The sequence below is a fragment of the Leptotrichia sp. oral taxon 498 genome (assembly GCF_002240055.1).
GTDB lineage: Bacteria > Fusobacteriota > Fusobacteriia > Fusobacteriales > Leptotrichiaceae > Leptotrichia > Leptotrichia rugosa.
Genome location: NZ_CP016753.1, coordinates 1,748,375 through 1,767,488, shown reverse-complemented (window position 1 = coordinate 1,767,488; position 19,114 = coordinate 1,748,375). Strand labels below are relative to the sequence as shown.

Annotated in this window: 16 protein-coding genes, 1 pseudogene and 1 riboswitch; of the genes and pseudogenes, 3 read left to right on the top strand and 14 right to left on the bottom strand. The window is 30.5% G+C overall.

Annotation, left to right across the window (positions count from 1 at the left end; all coding sequences use genetic code 11):
- Nucleotides 1-2: 2 nt before the first annotated feature.
- From BCB68_RS08735 to BCB68_RS08690, 10 genes and pseudogenes are all read right to left on the bottom strand, one after another.
- A pseudogene (locus tag BCB68_RS08735) lies at nucleotides 3-763 on the bottom strand (formate/nitrite transporter family protein).
- Nucleotides 764-901: 138 nt separating this feature from the next.
- Nucleotides 902-1,921 carry a tRNA dihydrouridine(20/20a) synthase DusA gene (gene dusA / locus BCB68_RS08730; protein WP_094080422.1) on the bottom strand — a complete coding sequence of 340 codons (1,020 nt, stop codon included), beginning with the start codon at nucleotides 1,919-1,921 and terminating at the stop codon, nucleotides 902-904.
- Nucleotides 1,922-2,076: 155 nt separating this feature from the next.
- Nucleotides 2,077-2,868 carry a M48 family metallopeptidase gene (locus BCB68_RS08725; RefSeq protein ID WP_094080421.1) on the bottom strand — a complete coding sequence of 264 codons (792 nt, stop codon included), beginning with the start codon at nucleotides 2,866-2,868 and terminating at the stop codon, nucleotides 2,077-2,079.
- Nucleotides 2,869-3,077: 209 nt separating this feature from the next.
- Complete coding sequence (locus BCB68_RS08720) at nucleotides 3,078-4,679, bottom strand: peptide ABC transporter substrate-binding protein (protein ID WP_237048613.1); 1,602 nt, start codon at nucleotides 4,677-4,679, stop codon at nucleotides 3,078-3,080.
- 93 nt (nucleotides 4,680-4,772) lie between these two features.
- On the bottom strand, nucleotides 4,773-5,924 hold the full coding sequence (metK, locus tag BCB68_RS08715) for a methionine adenosyltransferase (RefSeq protein WP_094080419.1): 1,152 nt from the start codon (nucleotides 5,922-5,924) through the stop codon (nucleotides 4,773-4,775).
- A 68-nt stretch (nucleotides 5,925-5,992) separates the two neighbouring features.
- A riboswitch (SAM riboswitch) is annotated at nucleotides 5,993-6,091 on the bottom strand.
- Nucleotides 6,092-6,150: 59 nt separating this feature from the next.
- Nucleotides 6,151-7,371: a tetratricopeptide repeat protein gene (locus BCB68_RS08710; protein WP_237048612.1), complete on the bottom strand. Its 1,221-nt coding sequence runs from the start codon at nucleotides 7,369-7,371 to the stop codon at nucleotides 6,151-6,153.
- Between the two features lie 43 nt (nucleotides 7,372-7,414).
- Entirely contained in the window at nucleotides 7,415-9,040 is a 1,626-nt protein-coding gene (locus BCB68_RS08705) for a phospholipase D family protein (RefSeq protein ID WP_094080418.1), read from the bottom strand.
- A gap of 12 nt (nucleotides 9,041-9,052) precedes the next feature.
- A complete protein-coding gene (locus tag BCB68_RS08700) occupies nucleotides 9,053-10,408 on the bottom strand; it encodes an MATE family efflux transporter (RefSeq protein ID WP_094080417.1) in 1,356 nt (451 codons plus the stop codon).
- 199 nt (nucleotides 10,409-10,607) lie between these two features.
- Nucleotides 10,608-10,976, bottom strand: a complete 369-nt coding sequence (locus tag BCB68_RS11005) for a transposase family protein (protein ID WP_094080416.1) — start codon at nucleotides 10,974-10,976, stop codon at nucleotides 10,608-10,610.
- A 14-nt stretch (nucleotides 10,977-10,990) separates the two neighbouring features.
- Nucleotides 10,991-11,431: a helix-turn-helix domain-containing protein gene (locus BCB68_RS08690; RefSeq protein ID WP_157697380.1), complete on the bottom strand. Its 441-nt coding sequence runs from the start codon at nucleotides 11,429-11,431 to the stop codon at nucleotides 10,991-10,993.
- Between the two features lie 322 nt (nucleotides 11,432-11,753).
- On the opposite strand from BCB68_RS08690, the gene BCB68_RS08685 reads away from it, so the two are divergent.
- The 3 genes from BCB68_RS08685 to secA all read left to right on the top strand — a co-directional run bounded on the left by BCB68_RS08685 (nucleotide 11,754) and on the right by secA (nucleotide 15,839).
- The gene (locus BCB68_RS08685; RefSeq protein WP_094080414.1) at nucleotides 11,754-12,533 is read left to right on the top strand and encodes a TraX family protein; all 780 of its coding nucleotides are present in this window, start codon (nucleotides 11,754-11,756) and stop codon (nucleotides 12,531-12,533) included.
- Between the two features lie 171 nt (nucleotides 12,534-12,704).
- Nucleotides 12,705-13,085, top strand: a complete 381-nt coding sequence (locus tag BCB68_RS08680) for a hypothetical protein (RefSeq protein WP_094080413.1) — start codon at nucleotides 12,705-12,707, stop codon at nucleotides 13,083-13,085.
- Between the two features lie 75 nt (nucleotides 13,086-13,160).
- Nucleotides 13,161-15,839, top strand: a complete 2,679-nt coding sequence (gene secA, locus BCB68_RS08675; RefSeq protein WP_094080412.1) for a preprotein translocase subunit SecA — start codon at nucleotides 13,161-13,163, stop codon at nucleotides 15,837-15,839.
- Between the two features lie 100 nt (nucleotides 15,840-15,939).
- On the opposite strand, the gene BCB68_RS08670 is transcribed toward secA, so the two are convergent.
- The 4 genes from BCB68_RS08670 to BCB68_RS08655 all read right to left on the bottom strand — a co-directional run bounded on the left by BCB68_RS08670 (nucleotide 15,940) and on the right by BCB68_RS08655 (nucleotide 19,108).
- Entirely contained in the window at nucleotides 15,940-16,371 is a 432-nt protein-coding gene (locus tag BCB68_RS08670; protein ID WP_094080411.1) for a hypothetical protein, read from the bottom strand.
- Between the two features lie 93 nt (nucleotides 16,372-16,464).
- Nucleotides 16,465-17,205, bottom strand: coding sequence for an orotidine-5'-phosphate decarboxylase (gene pyrF / locus BCB68_RS08665; protein ID WP_094080410.1), 741 nt, complete (start codon nucleotides 17,203-17,205; stop codon nucleotides 16,465-16,467).
- Between the two features lie 81 nt (nucleotides 17,206-17,286).
- A complete protein-coding gene (locus BCB68_RS08660) occupies nucleotides 17,287-18,252 on the bottom strand; it encodes a dihydroorotate dehydrogenase (RefSeq protein ID WP_094080409.1) in 966 nt (321 codons plus the stop codon).
- On the bottom strand, nucleotides 18,242-19,108 hold the full coding sequence (locus tag BCB68_RS08655) for a dihydroorotate dehydrogenase electron transfer subunit (protein ID WP_237048611.1): 867 nt from the start codon (nucleotides 19,106-19,108) through the stop codon (nucleotides 18,242-18,244). The genes BCB68_RS08660 and BCB68_RS08655 overlap by 11 nt, the downstream gene beginning before the upstream one ends.
- Nucleotides 19,109-19,114: the final 6 nt, after the last annotated feature.

The window sequence follows — 19,114 nt, the reverse complement described above, 5'->3', positions numbered from 1 at the left end:
TTTTATTTATTTTTTTCTCTTCCAATATAGTAATATGCGAAACCGATAAATCCGCCACCAACTATATTACCTAATGTTACAAATAATAAGTTATAAGCACATCCTCCCAATGTAACTTTTGCACCGTTTAATAAATTTGCGATCGTAAAAAGCGTCATATTGGCTACACTATGTTCAAATCCGCATGTTATAAAAACGAATAAACACCAGAAAACCATTATTAATTTTGCAGTTTCCTCTTTTAATTTTATTCCAGAAAGAACGGCAAGGCAGACAAGAAAATTGCATAAAATTCCTCTAAAAAAAATTGTCCCGCTGGTGCTGTCGTCTTTGCCACACCCGCTTTTACAAATGTATCAACTATTTGCGGCGTTGCAACTCCTGAAAAAACAAATAACGCTCCACCTATAATTGAACCAATAAGATTTCCAATGTATGAAAATATCCATAATTCAATCAATTCTTTTCCAGTTATTGCTCTATTTAAAAATCCTGCAAAACCAACCATATTATTTCCAGTAAACAGTTCCACGCCAAGTGCAACCACCAAACTCAAGGCAACTGGAAAAGCTACTCCCATAACAATTTTAGTTGCTGGACTCTTTCCTAAAAGTCCTGAAATTACAAAAATAAGCATAATTCCAAATCCAATAAACAATCCCGCAAGTCCTGCCGACATTAAATATCTGGCTTTACTTTCTCGCAGTAGTTCAACTTTACCTTTTGCCGCATTTGAAACTTTAGATATTGTGTCTTCGTGCATAAATATTCTCCTTTTAAATTATTTTTTTCACTTAATTTAATATCAACATTATAATTATTACATATATTTTTTAATTTGTAAAATACTTTTTTATATTTGTTACATTAATATTTTGGTTTTAAAAGTAGTTTCATTGTTTTAAATTTTTCTTTCGTTTTTTAATTCTTTCAATAAATTTTTTAACATAAAAGAATCAGCTTTTGGATTATTAATAGCTCTTTTCCAAAACTTGCTGCCTTTCTTTCCAAAAAATAAACCGTGAGTGTGCATTAAGAATAAATGTGGTCTTATTCCATTTAATTCTATCTTTTCAACATATTTTATCATTTTTTCAATAATTTCTTCCCTCGTAATTTTTATATTTTTACCATAATACTTTCCAAACTGTGTTAAAATCATCGGATTTTCATAAATTTGCCGCCCAATCATTACTGAATCAACATGTTCCAAGTGCTTATCAATCTCTTCAACTGTTTTAATTCCTCCATTAATTTCTACATACAAATCTGGTATTTCTTTTTTTATTTTATAAACTTCATCATATCTCAAAGGCGGAATTTCTCTGTTTTGCTTAGTATCAAGACCAGCAAGAACTGCTATTCTTGCATGAATTATAAATTTTTTAATCCCAACTTTTTTTACAATTTCAACAAAATTTTTCATATCTTCATATGTGTCAAACACTTTTTTTGAAATCTCATCAGGCAATATCTTTGTTCCATCTATCCCAATTCTATGCTTAATCGAAACAGGTTTTGAAGTAGCTGAATTCATTGCCTCCAAGATTTTTGCCACTTTTTCTGGATACGCCATAAGACAAGCTCCCATCATATTTCCAGAAACTCTGTCTGACGGACACCCCACATTCAAATTTATTTCATCGTAATCATATTTTTCCGAAATTTTTACAGCTTTGTATGCATCTTCAGGACTTGTCGCCGCAATTTGCAAAACAATGGGATTTTCAATTTTGTCAAAACCTAAAATGTAGTCTAAATCCCCATTTATAATTGCCTGTGCTGTGATCATTTCCGTATACAACAACACGTCTTTATTTATCATTCTGACAAAATTTCTGAAGTGCCTGTCAGTTCTATCAACCATTGGAGCAACACTTATTTTATTTTTTATAATTTCTTTTTTTTTATATTTATTCATTTTTTTATAAAACTCCTTTTATTTTTTAATAATTTAAAAAATAGAGCAAAATATTTTTATTTTTAAATTTTACTCTATCTCAATTTTTTTATTTTTATTTTATTTTATTACTATTCTATTTTTTTATTTCTTTAATTTTTATTTCTTAATTTTTCTTATTTCTTATAATATTTCATAGCTTCTGGCAAAAATTTTCTCATTGCTTCAACTCTGTTTTTTCCAGATGGATGTGTCGATAAAATTTCTATATTTCTGCCACCTATTGATTCCATTCTCTCTTGAGCGGTAATGGCATCTGCTGGATTATAACCTGCCATTGCCATAAAAATCATACCGTATTTATCAGCCTCATATTCTTGCGTTCTATTAAATTTTAACAGACCTATACTAAGTCCTTCTGATACAAGCGAAGTTACCAAGTTTCCAGCAAAAAGTCCTGTAACAGATGCCGCAACTCCAGCTAATGCTTGATTACTTGCACCTTCAGAGTGATGCCCTCCAATGACATGTCCTATTTCATGCCCCATTACAAACGCTATTCCAGAATCTGTATTTAACACTGGCAAAATTCCCGTATAAAAGGCAATCTTTCCACCTGGCATAGCAAAAGCATTTACTTCGTTACTTTTTATCAAGTTAAATTCCCAGTCCAAATTTTTAGCTTTACTCGATAAATTATTTTCACGTAAATACTGTTCAACCGCTGAAGATATTCTGTTTCCTATTCTTCTAAGTCTTTGCCCATCAGCCGTATTATTAGCAAGAAGTCCCTTTGCACTCGCCTGACGAATAAATTCGTTGTAAGAAGATATTGAGCTCTCTCTGACACTTTCATCGCTGACAAGGCTAAGCTGTTTTCTTCCTGTAAGTGGTGCAGTAGTACAGCTTGACAAAATTCCTAAAAGTGTTAAACCCATAAATATTTTAGAATATTTTTTTAGTTTCATAAGTTCACTCCTTTAATATTTAATATTTTTTTATATTTTACTACAAAAAATAAATTATATCAAATTTTTTCTCTTTATTTATTTTTTTCTTTCTTTTTCGATTTACAAAATATTTTATAAAAAAAGTTTCTGTAAAAATGCAATTTTTTAGTTACATTATTTAAGAAACTTTTTTATATTTAAATTATGTTGTTAAAATAAATTATAAATCATTTAATATACGCATATGTAAAATCTGTTATTCCTGTTATTTCTCTTCGAACAAGTCCGTGAATTTTAGGATTTGTGTAAGTATTTTCGATTGCAAAATAAATTGGTGCAATTACTGCGTCGTCAATTAAGATTTTTTCTGCTTCGTTAATTTTCTTATCCCTTTCAGCACTTTTTGGCATTTTGTAAATTTCGTCAACTAACAAATCATATTTTTGTTTTCGCCAAACAGAAGCATTTTTATTATCTTTTGTCTTCCATCTGTCAAAATATGTAGTAGCATCGTCATATTTTGGTGACCAAGTATTTAGAACGATGTCGTACTTTTCGCTTCGTGTCATATTTAGACGCTCTTTTAGCGATACAACTGTTATTTTTGTCTTTAATCCCAATTTTACTCTTAATTCTTCCTGAATATGCTGTATTTCCAATGTTTCAGGATCAGAATTTCCTGCGAGTAATCCCAGTTCAAGCTCTTTCACTCCAAGTTCTTTTAATGCTTCGTCATATAATTTTTTAGCCAATTTTGGATCTTTATCATTTATGTAATTATTATCAGGATATTCTTCCCTATATTTTTTTGAATATCCAGAAATTTGATTACTAATTACTGATCTTGCGGCTATTGAACCATCGTTGTTTTTTATTTTTTTTATATTCACATCTCTGTCAATCGCCATTGAAATAGCTTGTCTTAATTTTTGATTTTTCAAAAATTTATTATTTAAATTATAATCTAAATACCACAGTTTTCCTATTAAGAAAGAATTTAATGTTTTATCTTTTCTATATTTTTCAAGATTATAGTTTTCAACTCTCGAAATATCAATTTCTCCATTTTCTATTAAATTATCTACAGCATGGAAATCTGAAGAAACAATGTATTTTATTTTAGGTATTTTTATATTTTTAGCATTCCAATAATTTTCATTTTTTTCAAGTAATGTTTCCCCATCGCTTAATTTTGTTATTTTATACGGTCCATTAAACAAAAAACTATCTAAATTTACAGCAAAAGTCTTTTCGTGAGTTTTATAAAAATCTTCTTTAATAGGTGCTGTTATTGGAAGTGTTAAAATATATTTAAAGTAAGCAACTGGATGTTCAAATTCTATTTCAAGGTTATTATCATCTATCGCTTTAACTCCTAATTCATCAGCTTTTGCTTTACCCTCATAATATTTCTCCGCATTTTTTATTGGAAAAAGCATTTCTGAGAATCTTGCAGCTGTTTTAGGATTTAAAACTCTTCTAAATGCAAACACGAAATCATTTGCAGTAACCCTAGAACCGTCACTCCATTTGGCATTTTTTCTAATTTTAAAAGTCATCTTATTATTATTTTCTGTAAAACTTTCAGCCACTCCACCAGTATAGTTTCCTTTTTTGTCAAGACGCAAAAGTCCTTCATAAATAGAACTGTCAACTTGAGCAGAAATCATTTCCGTAAATAAATGTGGATCTAATGTGTTGTAATTAATTCCTAAATTAAATACCACAGGATCATCATTTTTTGTTTTACTTTTAAAAAAAATACTTTTTATCCCTATTCCTAAAATTAAAATAACTATAACGAAAAATAAAATTTTAAATTTTTTCACAATTCCTCCTTTAAAATATATTAAATGGTTTTGTACTTTTTTCATTAATATGCTAAATTTACATAATTTATTTTACTATTTTTTTAATTTTTTTTATTTTAATGCTTCTTTTATTTCTTCAACTTTGTCAAGCTTTTCCCAAGGTAAATCAATATCAGTTCGTCCAATATGTCCAAATGCCGCCAAATCTTGATATCTAAACGACGGTTTTCTAAGACTAAGCGATTTTTCAATACCTCTAGGTGTTAAATCAAAAATTTTAGAAACAGCTTCTTCAATTTTAGTTTCGTCAACAGTTCCAGTCCCAAATGTTTCGACTCTTATTGACACCGGCTCAACAACTCCAATCGCATAAGACAACTGAACTTCACATTTAGTGGCAAGTCCCGCTGCAACGATATTTTTAGCAATCCATCTTGCCGCATAGGCAGCCGATCTGTCAACTTTTGATGGATCTTTTCCAGAAAATGCTCCTCCACCATGTCTAAAATATCCACCATAAGTGTCAATTATAATTTTTCTTCCAGTTAGCCCAGAATCCCCGTGAGGCCCTCCAATTACAAATCTTCCAGTCGGATTTATGTGAAATTTTCTAACTTCGTCAATTTTTAAATCATATTTTTCAAGTACAGGTTTTATCACTTTTTCTTTTAAATCTTCTTCAATTTGTTTTTGCGTAACTTCTTCGTTGTGTTGAACTGATAATACAATTGTATCTACTCCTAAAACTTTACCATTTTCATCATAAGCAAGCGTAACTTGAGCCTTAGCATCAGGTCTAGCCCAAGAAAGCTCTTTACTTCTAGTAAGTTTTGTCAATTTTTGAATAATTCCACGAGATAGAACAAGCGCAAGCGGCATAAGCTCTTCAGTTTCGTTTACCGCACCACCGAACATAATTCCTTGATCTCCAGCTCCACCTGTGTCAACTCCCATTGAAATATCTGGCGATTGAGAATGGATAGTATTTAACACACCACAGTCAGCGTCAAATCCCATTCCAGGTCTATATCCAATTTCAGTTATTTTTTCTCGCACAATTTTTTGTACATCTACATAAGTTTTAGTTGTAATTTCTCCACCTATAACAACTAGTCCAGTTGTTGCAAACGCTTCACAAGCAACTCTTGAATTTTCATCATCTTTTAAACAAGCATCCAAAATTGAATCAGAAATTTGGTCACAAATTTTATCTGGATGCCCCGGTGATACAAATTCTGATGTAAAATAAACTTTTTTTCCCATTTTTTCCTCCTAAATTTCATTTCAAATATTTAAAAAAAAATCTCTTCCTGCTAGGAAGAGAATTATAATTCTTATCTTCGCATTCAATGCCAGGATTTAGCACCTTGTAAATACAGGTTGCTGGATACTCAAAACGGGCCTGTCCCTAATATCTCTCTTGATAAGTTATTTAATTTGATTATTGTATAATTAGTATACAACATTTTTTTTTAAATGTCAATATTTTTTATTTGCTATATTCTTTTGCTTTACTGTTCATAATTTCATCTATATTTACTTCTTTTTTTTCATTATTATGTTTTTCGCTTGTATCTTTCTTTTCCTCTATTTTTTTCTCCTCTTCAGCTTTACCTTTACTTTTAACACTGTTTAAAGTGCTTTCAGTAAGACTTTTTGAATTTTGATTTCCTAAAAAAGTCGTAGAGTTTCTAGATTTTCCTTCTTCACCTTTAGTTGTAGAACTGTTTTCACCTGAAGAATTTGGTCTTTCAAGTCTTTCAAGTGTCGCTTTTGCATTTTTATCTCCGTTTTGTGCAGCAATTTTATACCATTTTACCGCTTCAGCTGTATCTTTTTGGTTATGATACGACATTGCAATAGGCATGGCAAGTGATTTATTTCCCGCTTTATATGCTTTTAGTAAATAGGGTCTAGCTTCTTCTTGTTTTCCACTGTCATAAAGCATTGCTCCCACTTCAAAATTTGCTTCTTTTACACCACGATTAGCTGCTTTTTGAAACCATTTTACAGACTCATCTGTATTTTTTTGTTCTTTATTAATAAGCGCTATACGGACATCCGCTTCTTTTATTCCGGCATTGTAGGCTTTTTCAAAATATTTTTTGGCTTCATCATATTTTTTGGCTCTTACCAAATCTACCGCTCTATTATATTCTTCAGCTCCTAGACGCATTCTAAGCTGTCTAATCATGACAGGTCCTCCACTGCTTACAACTCTTCCCCCTTGTCTTCTCACAACTCTTTCAGTTCTTGGAAGTTGTGCCATAAGTTTATTAGCTTGTTCTGTATTTCCTTCCTGTTTTAAAATTACTGCCAAATTATAAATTGCTTCAGGGTAACCTTTATCAACTCCATACTGCAAAATTTGTTTTACTTTGTTATTATCTTTTAAATTGTAATAAAGTTGTGCCAATGACATAATTGATTCTTTATCTCCATTTTGCGCTTTTGTCAACGCTTCTGAAACTTTTGCTGGATCAATTTGATTGTCAATCAATTTTTGTTGTTCTTCAGGAGTCAGATTTTGGATATTTGGATTTCCTTGTGCTTGTTTCGCTCCTAAATTGAAAATATCTGTATTTATTGGTTTATTTGAAATCTGTGTCTGTGCCGACTTATTGTTTCTTGCTTTCTTTTTACAAGATACTGTCATTGTTCCCAGTGCTAATATAATTAGCAAAAATGTCATTTTTTTTCTCATTTTCATAGTTTTTTCCTCTCTTTTAAAATTATTTATATTTTTTATTATTTTAAAACGAACCTAATTGCGCCGCATCTAATATTTTGTACATAAAGTCTTGACTTGCTTTCGTCGTTGGCTCATCATCAAAATTTATTGTAAACAGTCCATCTCTATTTTCCCACAATCTGTCAAAATAGTTGTAGACATCTTTTGTCAGCTTAGAATCTTTATTTGTCAAAACTCTTAAATTGGCATCCATTATGTAGCCACGAATATTTTTTTTAATATAATTCGCAGAACCTGTATGTATTATAACATTTCCATCTGTTTTTTTCATTAGCATTATCTTTGTATGAAATTGTTCATTGTTTGTAAAATACCATTTTATCTCGATTTTATTCTTTGTTTTTTTCTTTAATTTTTTTGAAACAGGTTTATTTGGAAGTCCATTTGTACTCATTCCAAAAGCATCCCTGCTTCTGTCAAAAATAATTCTCACTTTGACTCCACGGTTAGCCGCTTTAATAAGTTTATCTATAACTGGTCTGTCCGCCAAAAAGTACATTCCCATAAGAACTTCGTCCCCAGCTTTTAAACTGTCAATATCTTTGTCTAAATTTTCACCAATCTTAGCTTCTGACTCAAATTGAACTTTGTAACTATTATTTGGATCATCATTTTGCAAAACATCTTCATTTTTTGTAAGTTCTCCCGTTTCGTAAAATTCTTTCGTTCCTTTATCTACAAAATTTCCTTTATTCTTCTCAATTTGTTCAACTTGTTTTTGCAAATCTGATTTTAAACTTTCATCTTCTTTAAATTTAATTTTTGATGCTTGAAAATTTTTTATATTAACAGGTTTTTTAGCTTCACTTTCACTTGAGACATCTATATTTCCACCTGAAAATTTTGCAACCAGCTGTAAATCTCTTAAAATGTCTTTAGTAATTTCTCCATCAGCAGAAATTGCCACATTTTCATGAAAATAACTAGGATCGTGAATATTTGCACTCGCAATTACAACTTTATCTTCATTCAAAAAAATCTTTCTGTGGTCAGCTTTTACATTTAAAGCACGAAATAAATTTCTAAGCGTAAGTTTTGGCCACATCGGTCCATAAAAATTAGTAATCCATCCTTTTCCCTGTGGGTTCCCAAAAGGTTTTATCACACTTCGCCAAATGGGCGAATACCATGGAAAAGTGTCTTTTAACTTGTAAATATCCACATCTATAACATCAATTCCAGCATTTTTCATTTCTGTGATAAGCGGATGCTCAAATGCTCCATACAAATCATTATTTTCGTCCGATAATATATATACTTTTAAATTTGGATTTTCCATTTTCTTTTTCACAAGCCTTCTCGTGTATTCTTTTGCAAATTCAGGAAATTTATCCACATCTTTGTTATAAATATCGTTAAATAAAAACATTTCGATTACCAAATAATCTTTTGCATTATCGACAACTTCGTAAGTCGCATCCCAAATCTTTCTATCATATTTAATATTTCCATCTTTGTCCAAATATGTTAAATCATAGTGAAAGTCGACATTTTTACTATCTCTAACCGGGCTTTCATAGTCGACTCCCTCAGGTGGCGTCTTTATTGTAGAACAAGACACAAGAAAAAATAAAACTCCTATTGTAAAACTTCTTTTTATTATATTCTTTTTTATATTTTCTTTCATATTTTTTTCTCCCTAACTTACCAGATTATTAATCCATTTTTTACTTTTTAATCTTTTAATACAAGGCCAAATTTTTATGACTTCGTCGCTGCATGAAAGTAAATAAACTATATAAATTGGCCACCCTAGCTGAAGTCCTGTAAAATATGTGATTGGAATTGCAACACACCAAAGCGGAATTAAATCCATAAATATCGTCCAAATCACATCTCCCCCAGCTCTTAAAATTCCAACTAAAAGCTGCAGACTCAAAGATTTTACAACAATTATAAAAACTTCTGATTTTACAATTTGCTTTGTCAATGGGTAAATGCTTTTAGAAATTCCCATCAGCGACAAAATTAACGGACTGAATAAAAGCACAAAAAGTCCGACTAAAAGTCCACAAAAAAATGACACTTTTAATAAAATCATAGAATAGTTGTAGGCATTTTCTTCATTCCCCGCACCAATTTCATTTCCAATAATCGCTGAAGTTGCGCTTGAAAGTCCAAAAAATAATGTTAAAACTAAGCTGCTTATTGCTTTTACCGTCTGAATCGAAGCCGCATAATTTGTTCCCATTCGTCCAAAAATTACGATGTAGACACTTGACCCCAAAACCCAAAGTATTTCATGCAAAAATACTGGAAGCGAAATTTTCATAACTTTTACAAAAAAATGTGGCGATAAATCAAATAATTCGCTTATTTTCCCCGCAATTGGCAACTTCAATTTATAAATTATAAAAATTATATAAAAGGTGCTTATGATTCTTGCAATGACAGTCGCAATTGCAGCCCCTCTAACTCCTAACGCAGGAAAACCAAAATATCCAAATATTAACACAGTATTAAACATTAAGTTTACGACTAGTCCAATGACACTTGAATAAAACGAATATTTTGTCTTTCCAATCGCACGAAGCTGCATATTAAACGCAAGTCCAACTCCCATAAGTGGATAAACCCAAGCGACTATTTTCATATATGCTGCTCCAACTTTTATAACATTTGCATCTTTTGTAAATATCGAAATTATAACTTCTGGAATAAAAATTCCTGCAAAGAAAAAAATTAACGAAAACACAAATCCAACAATTATTGTAATTCCAAGGCATCGCTTCAAATTTTTATAATCTTTGTTCCCAAAATACTGAGCTGCTAAAATTCCGCCACCGCTGTTCATTCCAAAAAGCGAGGTCACGAAAATCATAAATATTTGATTGGCAAATCCTGTTCCAGCAACTGCAATTGTTCCAAGTCCAAGAGCTACATTATTTTTTCCAACCATAAATATGTCAATAAAATTCATAAGGCTGTAAATCATATTTTCTATTGCAACTGGAAGTCCTACAGAAAAGACTTTTTTATAAAGTGTTTTTTTCATTCTTCTCCTTTAATAATTATGTTTAAAATTTTTTTATTTTTATAAAATTATACAAGAATAATATTACCATTATTTGAAAAATTTTTCAATCATAATAAAAAAATTGAGATGAAGCAAAACATTTAAAGGTAAATAAAAACTTCTATTTTAAGTTTCTTATTCAATCCACGAAGTTATTAAATTAGACCTGTTCGATAACCTATAATTCAAAATTATAAATTGCACAAATTAATGAGAATCTCATAAAAAATTTCTTCCTTTTATTTCTGTAACGTCCAGACACTATTTTAAATTTCTTAATACATCTGTTCACATGCTCTATGTAAATTCTCCGCTTTGAAATAATTGAATTGTATTTCTTTTCCTCTTTCGTTAATTTGTGCTTCTTTGTCGACTTTTTCGGTATCAGGCTATTACTGTGTATCTTGTTGATTCCAAGATATCCTTTATCTGCAATTAAAACTACATCCTTTGAAAAATGTAGGCCGCTTTCGCATAAAAGCTTGAAATCATGCACGCTCCCATATGAAAATGAAACATTAAGGATTTTCAAGTCCTTCTCGTTCACAGCTATCTGAGCCTTTACAGTGTGTTTTTTCTTTTTCCCCGAATAGTATTTCTGCTGTTTTTTTTAGGACGCTCAATTTCACATTCCGTAGCATCAGCCAATACCGCCTCAATGTCTACATCATTAGCAAGCTCCCTTTTTTTAGGCAAGGAAAAAGCCTCGCTCTTTATCAGTATGCCTTCAGCCCATTTGATGCTCTCGCAAATGGTGCTTTTGGCAACGCCGTAATCAAAGGCGATATTTTCCATAGTTCTATACTCGCGATAATATGACAGCATGATTACAAGCCTGTCAAGAACTGATAGTTTTGGCGGATGCCCGCCTTTCAAATGTTCAGTTATGTATGTTTCATTCAAAAGTTTCAGCATTTTGTCAAAGGTATCTTTTTTTATGCCAAAAATTTTTTGATAATTCTCTTTTTTAAGTTTTTTTATTCTTTCAATATTATCTATCATCTTCATCACCAGTATTATTATACCCTATTCTAATTTTTTATACAAGGTTATCGAACAGGTCTAATGAAGAAATTAAGAATGAGGATTGGGAATTTTTACTTTGGAATTTGTAATATGGATTTTATAATTAAAATACAACACCTAAACATATTAAAATAATGTGCTTATTTTTTCAAATATAAAAATTTTATATTTATTAGTTCAATTTTTAAAAATATTTTATTTATTTTTAATAATAAAGATTATTTTATATAAAATATTATAAATCTATCTGATAAAAGTGTTATAATTTTTTACAAAAATAATATTTGAGGAGGATTTTATGAAAAAATTAAATACAAATCAGTTGAAATATATTGCTTTATTTTTTATGTTTTTAGACTCAGTATTTTTTGCATTTTCAGGATTTTTACCATCTTGGATTCATTTAATCACAAGATTTGTGGCACCATTATTTGCATTTTTTACAGTGGAAGGCTTTTATCATACAAGAAACCGTAAAAAATATATGGCAAGATTGTGGATAGCCGCTATTTTGATGCAATTTGGAAATGTAATTTCATTTATCATACTAGGAGAAAGATATCAAATAGTAGATAATATTTTTTTAAGTCTTGCGATTGGATTTACAATAATTTATTTCTTGCAAAAAGGGAGAAGTAGTAAAAAAGTAATTTATAATATTTTAGGAATTTTTCTTTTTATTTTGGGATTGGTATTTTCTTTTGTTCCTATTGTGATTGGAAATTATATCATGGGACTTGAAGGTGGAATACAGACTTTGTTTACAATGATTAGTTTTTGGGCATTCTATGGAAATAGAAAAAAGCAGATAATAACATTTTTAATTTTGAATATGTTATATATTCCATTATTTACGCCATCGTTAAATCCTGCAAAATACCCTAATTCAAGAGCATGGTTTGACAGTTTTTGCTATAACAGCGACGGTTTAACATTTTTATTTTTGCCATTCATATTTTTGTATAATGGAAAAAAAGGAAGCAAGGCACCAATTCACAAATGGTTTTTCTATATTTTTTATCCTTTGCAATTTTGGATTTTGAATATTCTTGCATTCTTTTTGAAAATAAGAAGTTAAAGTTAAGTTACAATAATTTTTATTTATTTAGCTTTCTATTTTTCCTATTTTTTTATTGATATAATTTAACATATTTGATATAATAACTTTATGCAATAACTTTATTTTTCAAGGGAACTATTCTTTTAAATGAACACAATGCATATTAAAATTTTATAAGGAAATGACAAGATGAATAAAAAAAATATAGTTTTAGTCGTTATGAGCATTATTTTTATGATGACTTATTCGAGTCTTTTGGGAACGCCAAAATTCACAAGTAAACTTAATAACTTTGTAAACGACAATAATTTGTCGCATAAAGATATTGATGATATTGCGAATGAAATTAGCAAAATAAATAGTGATAAAAATGATGTCTTTGCTAAAGAACTTAAAAAAATTGGAAAAAGAAAAAAAATTGAAAGCAATTCACGAAATGAATTTCACGTTATTACAAAAATTAATGAAAATATAGATTTTTTCGACGATGTAATAAGAAATAAAAACTTATTCCAAAATGACAGATTTTTTGAAAAAAGAAAAGAGAATGACTTGCGAATAAGAGAATAAAAATTTTCGATTTTAATTACAAAAAATTTTAATTAAATTAAATAAATTTAAATCGAAAGGAAAAAGAAGAATAAAATGTTAAAAAAACTTGGAGAAAAAATATTTGGAACTTCAGATGAAAGAGAAATAAAAAAAATGAGAAAAGTAGTGGAGAAAATTAATGAAATTGAACCACTATTTGAAAAAATGACAGATGAACAATTGCAGCACAAAACTGTGGAATTTAAAGAAAGAATTTCAAAATCAGAAACTTTAGATGATATTTTAATAGAAGCGTTTGCTACTGTAAGAGAAGCGTCTAAAAGAATAATAGGAATGCGTCACTACGATGTCCAAATCATAGGTGGTATGATTTTGCATAAGGGAAGTATTGCAGAAATGAAAACTGGAGAAGGTAAAACACTTATGTCGACACTTCCTATTTACTTAAATGCACTAACTGGAAAAGGGGTGCATGTCGTGACCGTAAACGACTATTTAGCCAAAAGGGATAGGGATATCATGGCTGAGTTATTTGAATTTTTGGGATTGAGATCTGATTTTATCGGTGGAAATATTACTCAAGAACGGAGAAAAATCGCTTACCAAGCGGATATAACTTACGGAACAAACAGTGAGTTTGGATTTGACTACTTAAGGGATAACATGGTTGGTTCACTTGAAGAAAAAGTTCAAAGAGGACATAACTTTGTAATTGTCGACGAGGTGGATTCGATTTTAATTGATGAAGCGAGAACTCCGTTAATTATATCTGGAGCGGCTGAAGAGACGACAGAGTGGTACAACACTTTTGCGGAAGTTGCTAAAAGATTGAAAAGAAGTTACAAAACTGAAGAAATAAAAGATAAAAAAAATACTGTAATTCCTGACGAAGATTGGGAAGATTATGAAGTTGATGAAAAATCACATACTGTTACAATTACAGACAAAGGGATTAAAAACGTTGAGAGAATTTTGAAAATTGATAACCTTTATTCACCTGAATATGTTGAACTTACACACTTTTTAACACAGGCATTAAAAGCGAAAGAACTGTTTAAAATTGATAGAGATTACATCATCAACAATGATGGAGAAGTTATAATAGTTGACGAATTTACTGGAAGACTTATGGAAGGTAGAAGATATTCGGACGGGCTTCACCAAGCGATTGAAGCCAAAGAACATTTGGAAGTTGCGGGAGAAAATCAGACTCTAGCTTCTATCACACTGCAAAATTATTTTAGGATGTACGAAAAATTGTCAGGAATGACGGGGACAGCTAAAACAGAAGAAGAAGAATTTAAACAAATTTATAACTTAAAAGTTATAGTTGTTCCTACAAACAAACCTGTTATAAGAAAAGATTTGCCAGATGTTATCTATATGAATAAAAATGCGAAATATCGAGCAATAGCAAGAAAAATTGAAGAATTATATGAAAAAGGACAGCCAGTCTTAGTCGGAACTGCATCTATCCAGCACTCGGAAGAAGTTTCGGCACTACTTAAAAAAGCAAGAATTCCGCATGAAATATTAAATGCAAAACATCATGAAAGAGAAGCGGAAATTGTATCTCAAGCTGGAAGATTTAAAACTGTAACAATTGCGACAAATATGGCAGGGAGGGGAACCGACATAAAACTTGGTGGAGATCCTGAATCTTTTGCTTCTAAAGTTGCTATAAAAGGAACGCCTGAATATGAGGATATCTATCAAACCTATATGAAAGAGTGCGCTGAGAATAGAGAAAAAGTTCTAAAAGCTGGAGGACTTTTCATTTTAGGGACCGAAAGACATGAATCTCGACGTATTGACAATCAGTTGAGAGGTCGTGCTGGCCGTCAGGGAGATCCCGGAGCATCAGAATTTTATTTGTCATTAGACGATGACTTGATGAGACTTTTTGGTGGAGACAAATTAAAATCTATGATGAAAATATTAAAAATTGATGAAGATGAGGACATTCGTCATAAACAAATTACAAAATCGGTTGAAAATGCACAAAGAAGAATTGAAAGCCGAAACTTTTCATCAAGAAAAAGTCTTATTGAATATGACGATGTAAATAACACTCAAAGGGAAGCTGTTTATGAGCAAAGAGATGCCATTTTAAAAAATGAGAATTTAAGAGAATTGATTGAAGGAATGATTTCAGAAACTGTTGACGTTGTTGTAGGCAATGCATTCGCAGGAGAATCTGAAGAAAAAGATTTGAATTTGTTAGAAGACAAATTAAACGAAATATTTGGTTACCAAATTGATCTTAATAGAATCGAAGGAAAATCGGCAGAAGAAGTTTCAAATTTAATTTATGACGATTTGATAAAAATTTATGATGAAAAAGAAAAAGCGGTTGGAGATGAAGTATTTAGAAAAATAGAACGTTACATAATGCTAGAAGTGCTGGATTCAAAATGGAGACAACACTTAAAAGATTTGACTGAATTAAGAGAGGGAATAAGACTTCGTTCTTACGGTCAAAGAAATCCAATTCATGACTACAAAATTGTTGGGTACGATATCTATAATGAAATGATTGATGCGATTAAAAGGGAAACAAGCTCGTTTATCTTGAAATTAAAAGTTCGAGGGGAAGAAGACACAAATAACTTAACTCACGAAGAAGTTTCAAATGTAAAATATGAGCATACTGACGATAAAATCATAATTGGCGATGACTATCAGCAAGAAGTTATTCCAGAAAAACTTGAACAACCTCAAAGACCACTTTCAAGAAGAGAAAGACGAGAAAGAGAAAGAAGAAATATATAATTAAAATAAAAAACTATCTTAAAGACTAGATAATTTTAAGATAGTTTTTTTTATAAAAAAATCCCTTGAATAATCAAATATTACAAGAGATTTCTTTTTTTTATCTTCCTTCCAATCTGTCTAACATACGAGTTAGATTTGATAATTCCAAATCCAATTTTTCATCCAGAGTCAGCTTCTTAGCTTTTTCTTTTTTTGTTTTAACTTGATTTTTCTGAGTTTTATTTGTTCTCTTTGTTTTAGTTTCTGTTATTTTTGTATTTGCATCTGTATTTTCTGAAGTCGTTTCTTTTTCTTCATCTCCAGCTGCAGGAGTTAAAACTGTGGTTTCATCTGTTCCATCATTTATTGTATTTTGAATTTTTTCTGAAGTTGCAGCTGTATTTGAAGTTTCATCATTTGAATTTGGATATGCATTTAAAGGTACATCTTTTGGCACATCAGACTGATTAACATTCTCAACATTACTTACTGCATATGACAATTGACATAAAAAAAGTGCTACTACTATCATTATTGCTTTTTTTCTCATAATCTTCTCCTTAAATTTCTATTTTAGTTATTATAATCCAATTTTATTTGAATTCAATTTATTTTAACTTTTTTATCTCTTTTTTTATAAAATTTATAAAGCTTGGGAAATTTCTTCTAAAATTAATTTAGCACTTTCCACAGGATTTTCAGCTTTGGTAATCGGTCTTCCAACGACTAAAAAATCTACATTATTTTTAATCGCATCAAATGGTGTCATTATTCTGTTTTGGTCATCATCACTTTTTCCTTGCGCATTTAATGTAAACGCTGGTCTTACTCCAGGACAGACAGTTACAAAGTTTTGTCCCAACTTTTCTTTAATTTTCTTCGACTCCAAAGGAGAGCAGACAATCCCGTGCATTCCATTATTTTTTGCAATTGTTGCTAAATTTAGAACCATTTCTTCGACATTTAAGCTACTTTTGAACATTTCAGAAATGTCATCGCCAGATAAATTTGTCAAAACTGTCACACCGATTAAAAGGCTTTTTGAACCACTTTCTTTCACTAAATTTGAAACTTCTCTCATAGTTTTGCTTCCATTTGAGCAATGAATGTTAAACATGAAAACATTTTTTTGAATAGCATTTTTACACGCCATTTTTACTGTATTTGTAATGTCATGAAATTTTAAATCTAAAAATACTTTTTTCCCTTTTTCATGCAAATAATCAACCAATTTCCCATCTGTGCTCAAATAACTCTCAAGCCCAACTTTGTACATTGAAATATTATCTCCAAGTTGTTCCACCAATTTTTTTGCATCTTCTAAATTGTCAAAGTCCAACGCTACAAATATTTTTTCTTTAGCTTTTTCATTTATTTTATTCAAAATTTTTCTCCTTTTTTATTTTATTTAATTATTTTTAAAAGACCATAAAGCTCTATTAATTGAAATAATTTTAATTTTAATTTATTTAATTTCAAGTCTTTTTCTATAAGAAACTCCATCATCAGGATGAGAAAATCCAATAATCTCTGAAATATTCGATAAATTTTTCTTTTCACAATATTCCAAAAGTTCTTTTTTTACTTCAAGAGCTACTAAAGGATTTCCAAAAAAAGCCGTTCCTATTGAAACTGCCGATGCTCCCGCCAAAAAGAACTCAATCGCATCTTTCGCACAACTTATTCCACCCATTCCTAAAATCGGAATTGACACCGCTTGTGAAACTTGATGTATCATTCTTAATGCAATTGGCTTAACCGCAGGACCCGACATTCCGCCGTAAGTGTTTCCCAAAATTGCTTTTCCAGTATTTGTGTCAATTGCCATTCCAAGCAAAGTATTTATCATCGAAATTGCGTCTGCTCCTTCACTTTCTACAATTTTTGCAATTTCCACAATATTTGTCACATTTGGTGACAATTTTACCATTAACGGCTTATTTGCGACTTTTCTCACTTCTCTTGTGACAAGTCTTGCCATCTCAGGATTTGCTCCAAAAGCCATTCCTCCATCTTTTACATTTGGACATGAAATATTCAATTCCAAAATTTTTATTTCTTCAAGTTTATCAAGTCTTTTTGTAAGTTCCACATATTGCTCAACTGTACTTCCGTTGATATTTGCGACCACTGGCACATTTAAATGCTCTTTTATTTCTTTTAGCGTATTTTTCTCAAAATAGTCAATTCCAGGATTTTCAAGACCCACACTATTTAGCATTCCCGCTGGCGTTTCTGCAATTCTTGAGCCAGAATTCCCATCTCTTTTCTCCAAAGTTAAGCCTTTTATTACAATTGCTCCCAATTCATTTGGGTCGAAATAATCCATATATTCTGTTCCAAAAGCAAAACAGCCGCTTCCTGTAAAAATTGGATTATTTAATTTTACTCCCAGAAAATTTGTTGAAAGTTTATTTGTTTTACTTTCCATTTAATTTACCTCCATTTTTTACATTTTCAGATTTTTTTCCAAAAATTTTGCTGTAAAAAACAGGTCCATTTTTACAAACCTTTTTCATCCCTTCTTCGCTTGGAATAGAACATCCCACACAAGCTCCAACTCCACAAGCCATTCTTTCTTCCATCGAAACTTGCGAAGTTAAATTATTTTCATTCGACAATTCAGAAATTAATTCTAACACTTTGTGTGGTCCACAAGAATAAATAATATCAATTTTTTCATCAATTGAAATTTCTTTTTTTAATAACTCAATAACATTCGCTTTTTCTCCAGCGCTTCCATCGTCGCTGCAAACTTTAAGAGAAATTCTTTTATCTGAAAAATCAAAACTGTCAAGCATCTCCAAAGTTTTTTTATCTCGACCTCCAGCGATAAAGACAATTTTTTTATTTTCTTTATTTTTCAATAATTCTTTTAACAGCTGTTTTAACGGCGCAAGTCCAATTCCACCGCCAACAATCACTATTTTTGATGATTTTTTTATTAATTCAAAACCATTTCCAAGTGGACCTTGAATGTTTATGACATCTCCTTTTGCATAACTTGCCAACTCTTTCGTCCCTTTTCCCAAAACTTTGTACAAAAACTCTATTTCTCCAGTTTGAGAATTGACACTGTGCAAACTTATTGGCCGTCTTAAAATCATGATTTCATTTTTTAACTTTAACATATAAAACTGTCCAGCGACAGGAGCGCTTTTTTTATTTGGAACATTTTCAGACTTTACTCTCATCAAAAAATTATCTCCGCCAACAGCTTTATTTTCCAAAATTTCCACATTCTCTAAAAATTCCATTTTTTTATTTTTTTCACAATTATCTTGCATTTTAAA

Excerpts from the sequence above, each read along its gene's own strand:
- dusA (WP_094080422.1), bottom strand. The coding sequence starts at position 1,921 with ATGAATAAATATAAAAAAAAAGAAATTATAAAAAATAAAATAAGTGTT.
- BCB68_RS08725 (WP_094080421.1), bottom strand. The coding sequence starts at position 2,868 with ATGAAACTAAAAAAATATTCTAAAATATTTATGGGTTTAACACTTTTA.
- metK (WP_094080419.1), bottom strand. The coding sequence starts at position 5,924 with ATGGGAAAAAAAGTTTATTTTACATCAGAATTTGTATCACCGGGGCAT.
- BCB68_RS08710 (WP_237048612.1), bottom strand. The coding sequence starts at position 7,371 with ATGAAAATGAGAAAAAAAATGACATTTTTGCTAATTATATTAGCACTG.
- BCB68_RS08705 (WP_094080418.1), bottom strand. The coding sequence starts at position 9,040 with ATGAAAGAAAATATAAAAAAGAATATAATAAAAAGAAGTTTTACAATA.
- BCB68_RS08700 (WP_094080417.1), bottom strand. The coding sequence starts at position 10,408 with ATGAAAAAAACACTTTATAAAAAAGTCTTTTCTGTAGGACTTCCAGTT.
- BCB68_RS08690 (WP_157697380.1), bottom strand. The coding sequence starts at position 11,431 with ATGATAGATAATATTGAAAGAATAAAAAAACTTAAAAAAGAGAATTAT.
- BCB68_RS08685 (WP_094080414.1), top strand. The coding sequence starts at position 11,754 with ATGAAAAAATTAAATACAAATCAGTTGAAATATATTGCTTTATTTTTT.
- BCB68_RS08680 (WP_094080413.1), top strand. The coding sequence starts at position 12,705 with ATGAATAAAAAAAATATAGTTTTAGTCGTTATGAGCATTATTTTTATG.
- secA (WP_094080412.1), top strand. The coding sequence starts at position 13,161 with ATGTTAAAAAAACTTGGAGAAAAAATATTTGGAACTTCAGATGAAAGA.
- BCB68_RS08670 (WP_094080411.1), bottom strand. The coding sequence starts at position 16,371 with ATGAGAAAAAAAGCAATAATGATAGTAGTAGCACTTTTTTTATGTCAA.
- BCB68_RS08660 (WP_094080409.1), bottom strand. The coding sequence starts at position 18,252 with ATGGAAAGTAAAACAAATAAACTTTCAACAAATTTTCTGGGAGTAAAA.
- BCB68_RS08655 (WP_237048611.1), bottom strand. The coding sequence starts at position 19,108 with ATGCAAGATAATTGTGAAAAAAATAAAAAAATGGAATTTTTAGAGAAT.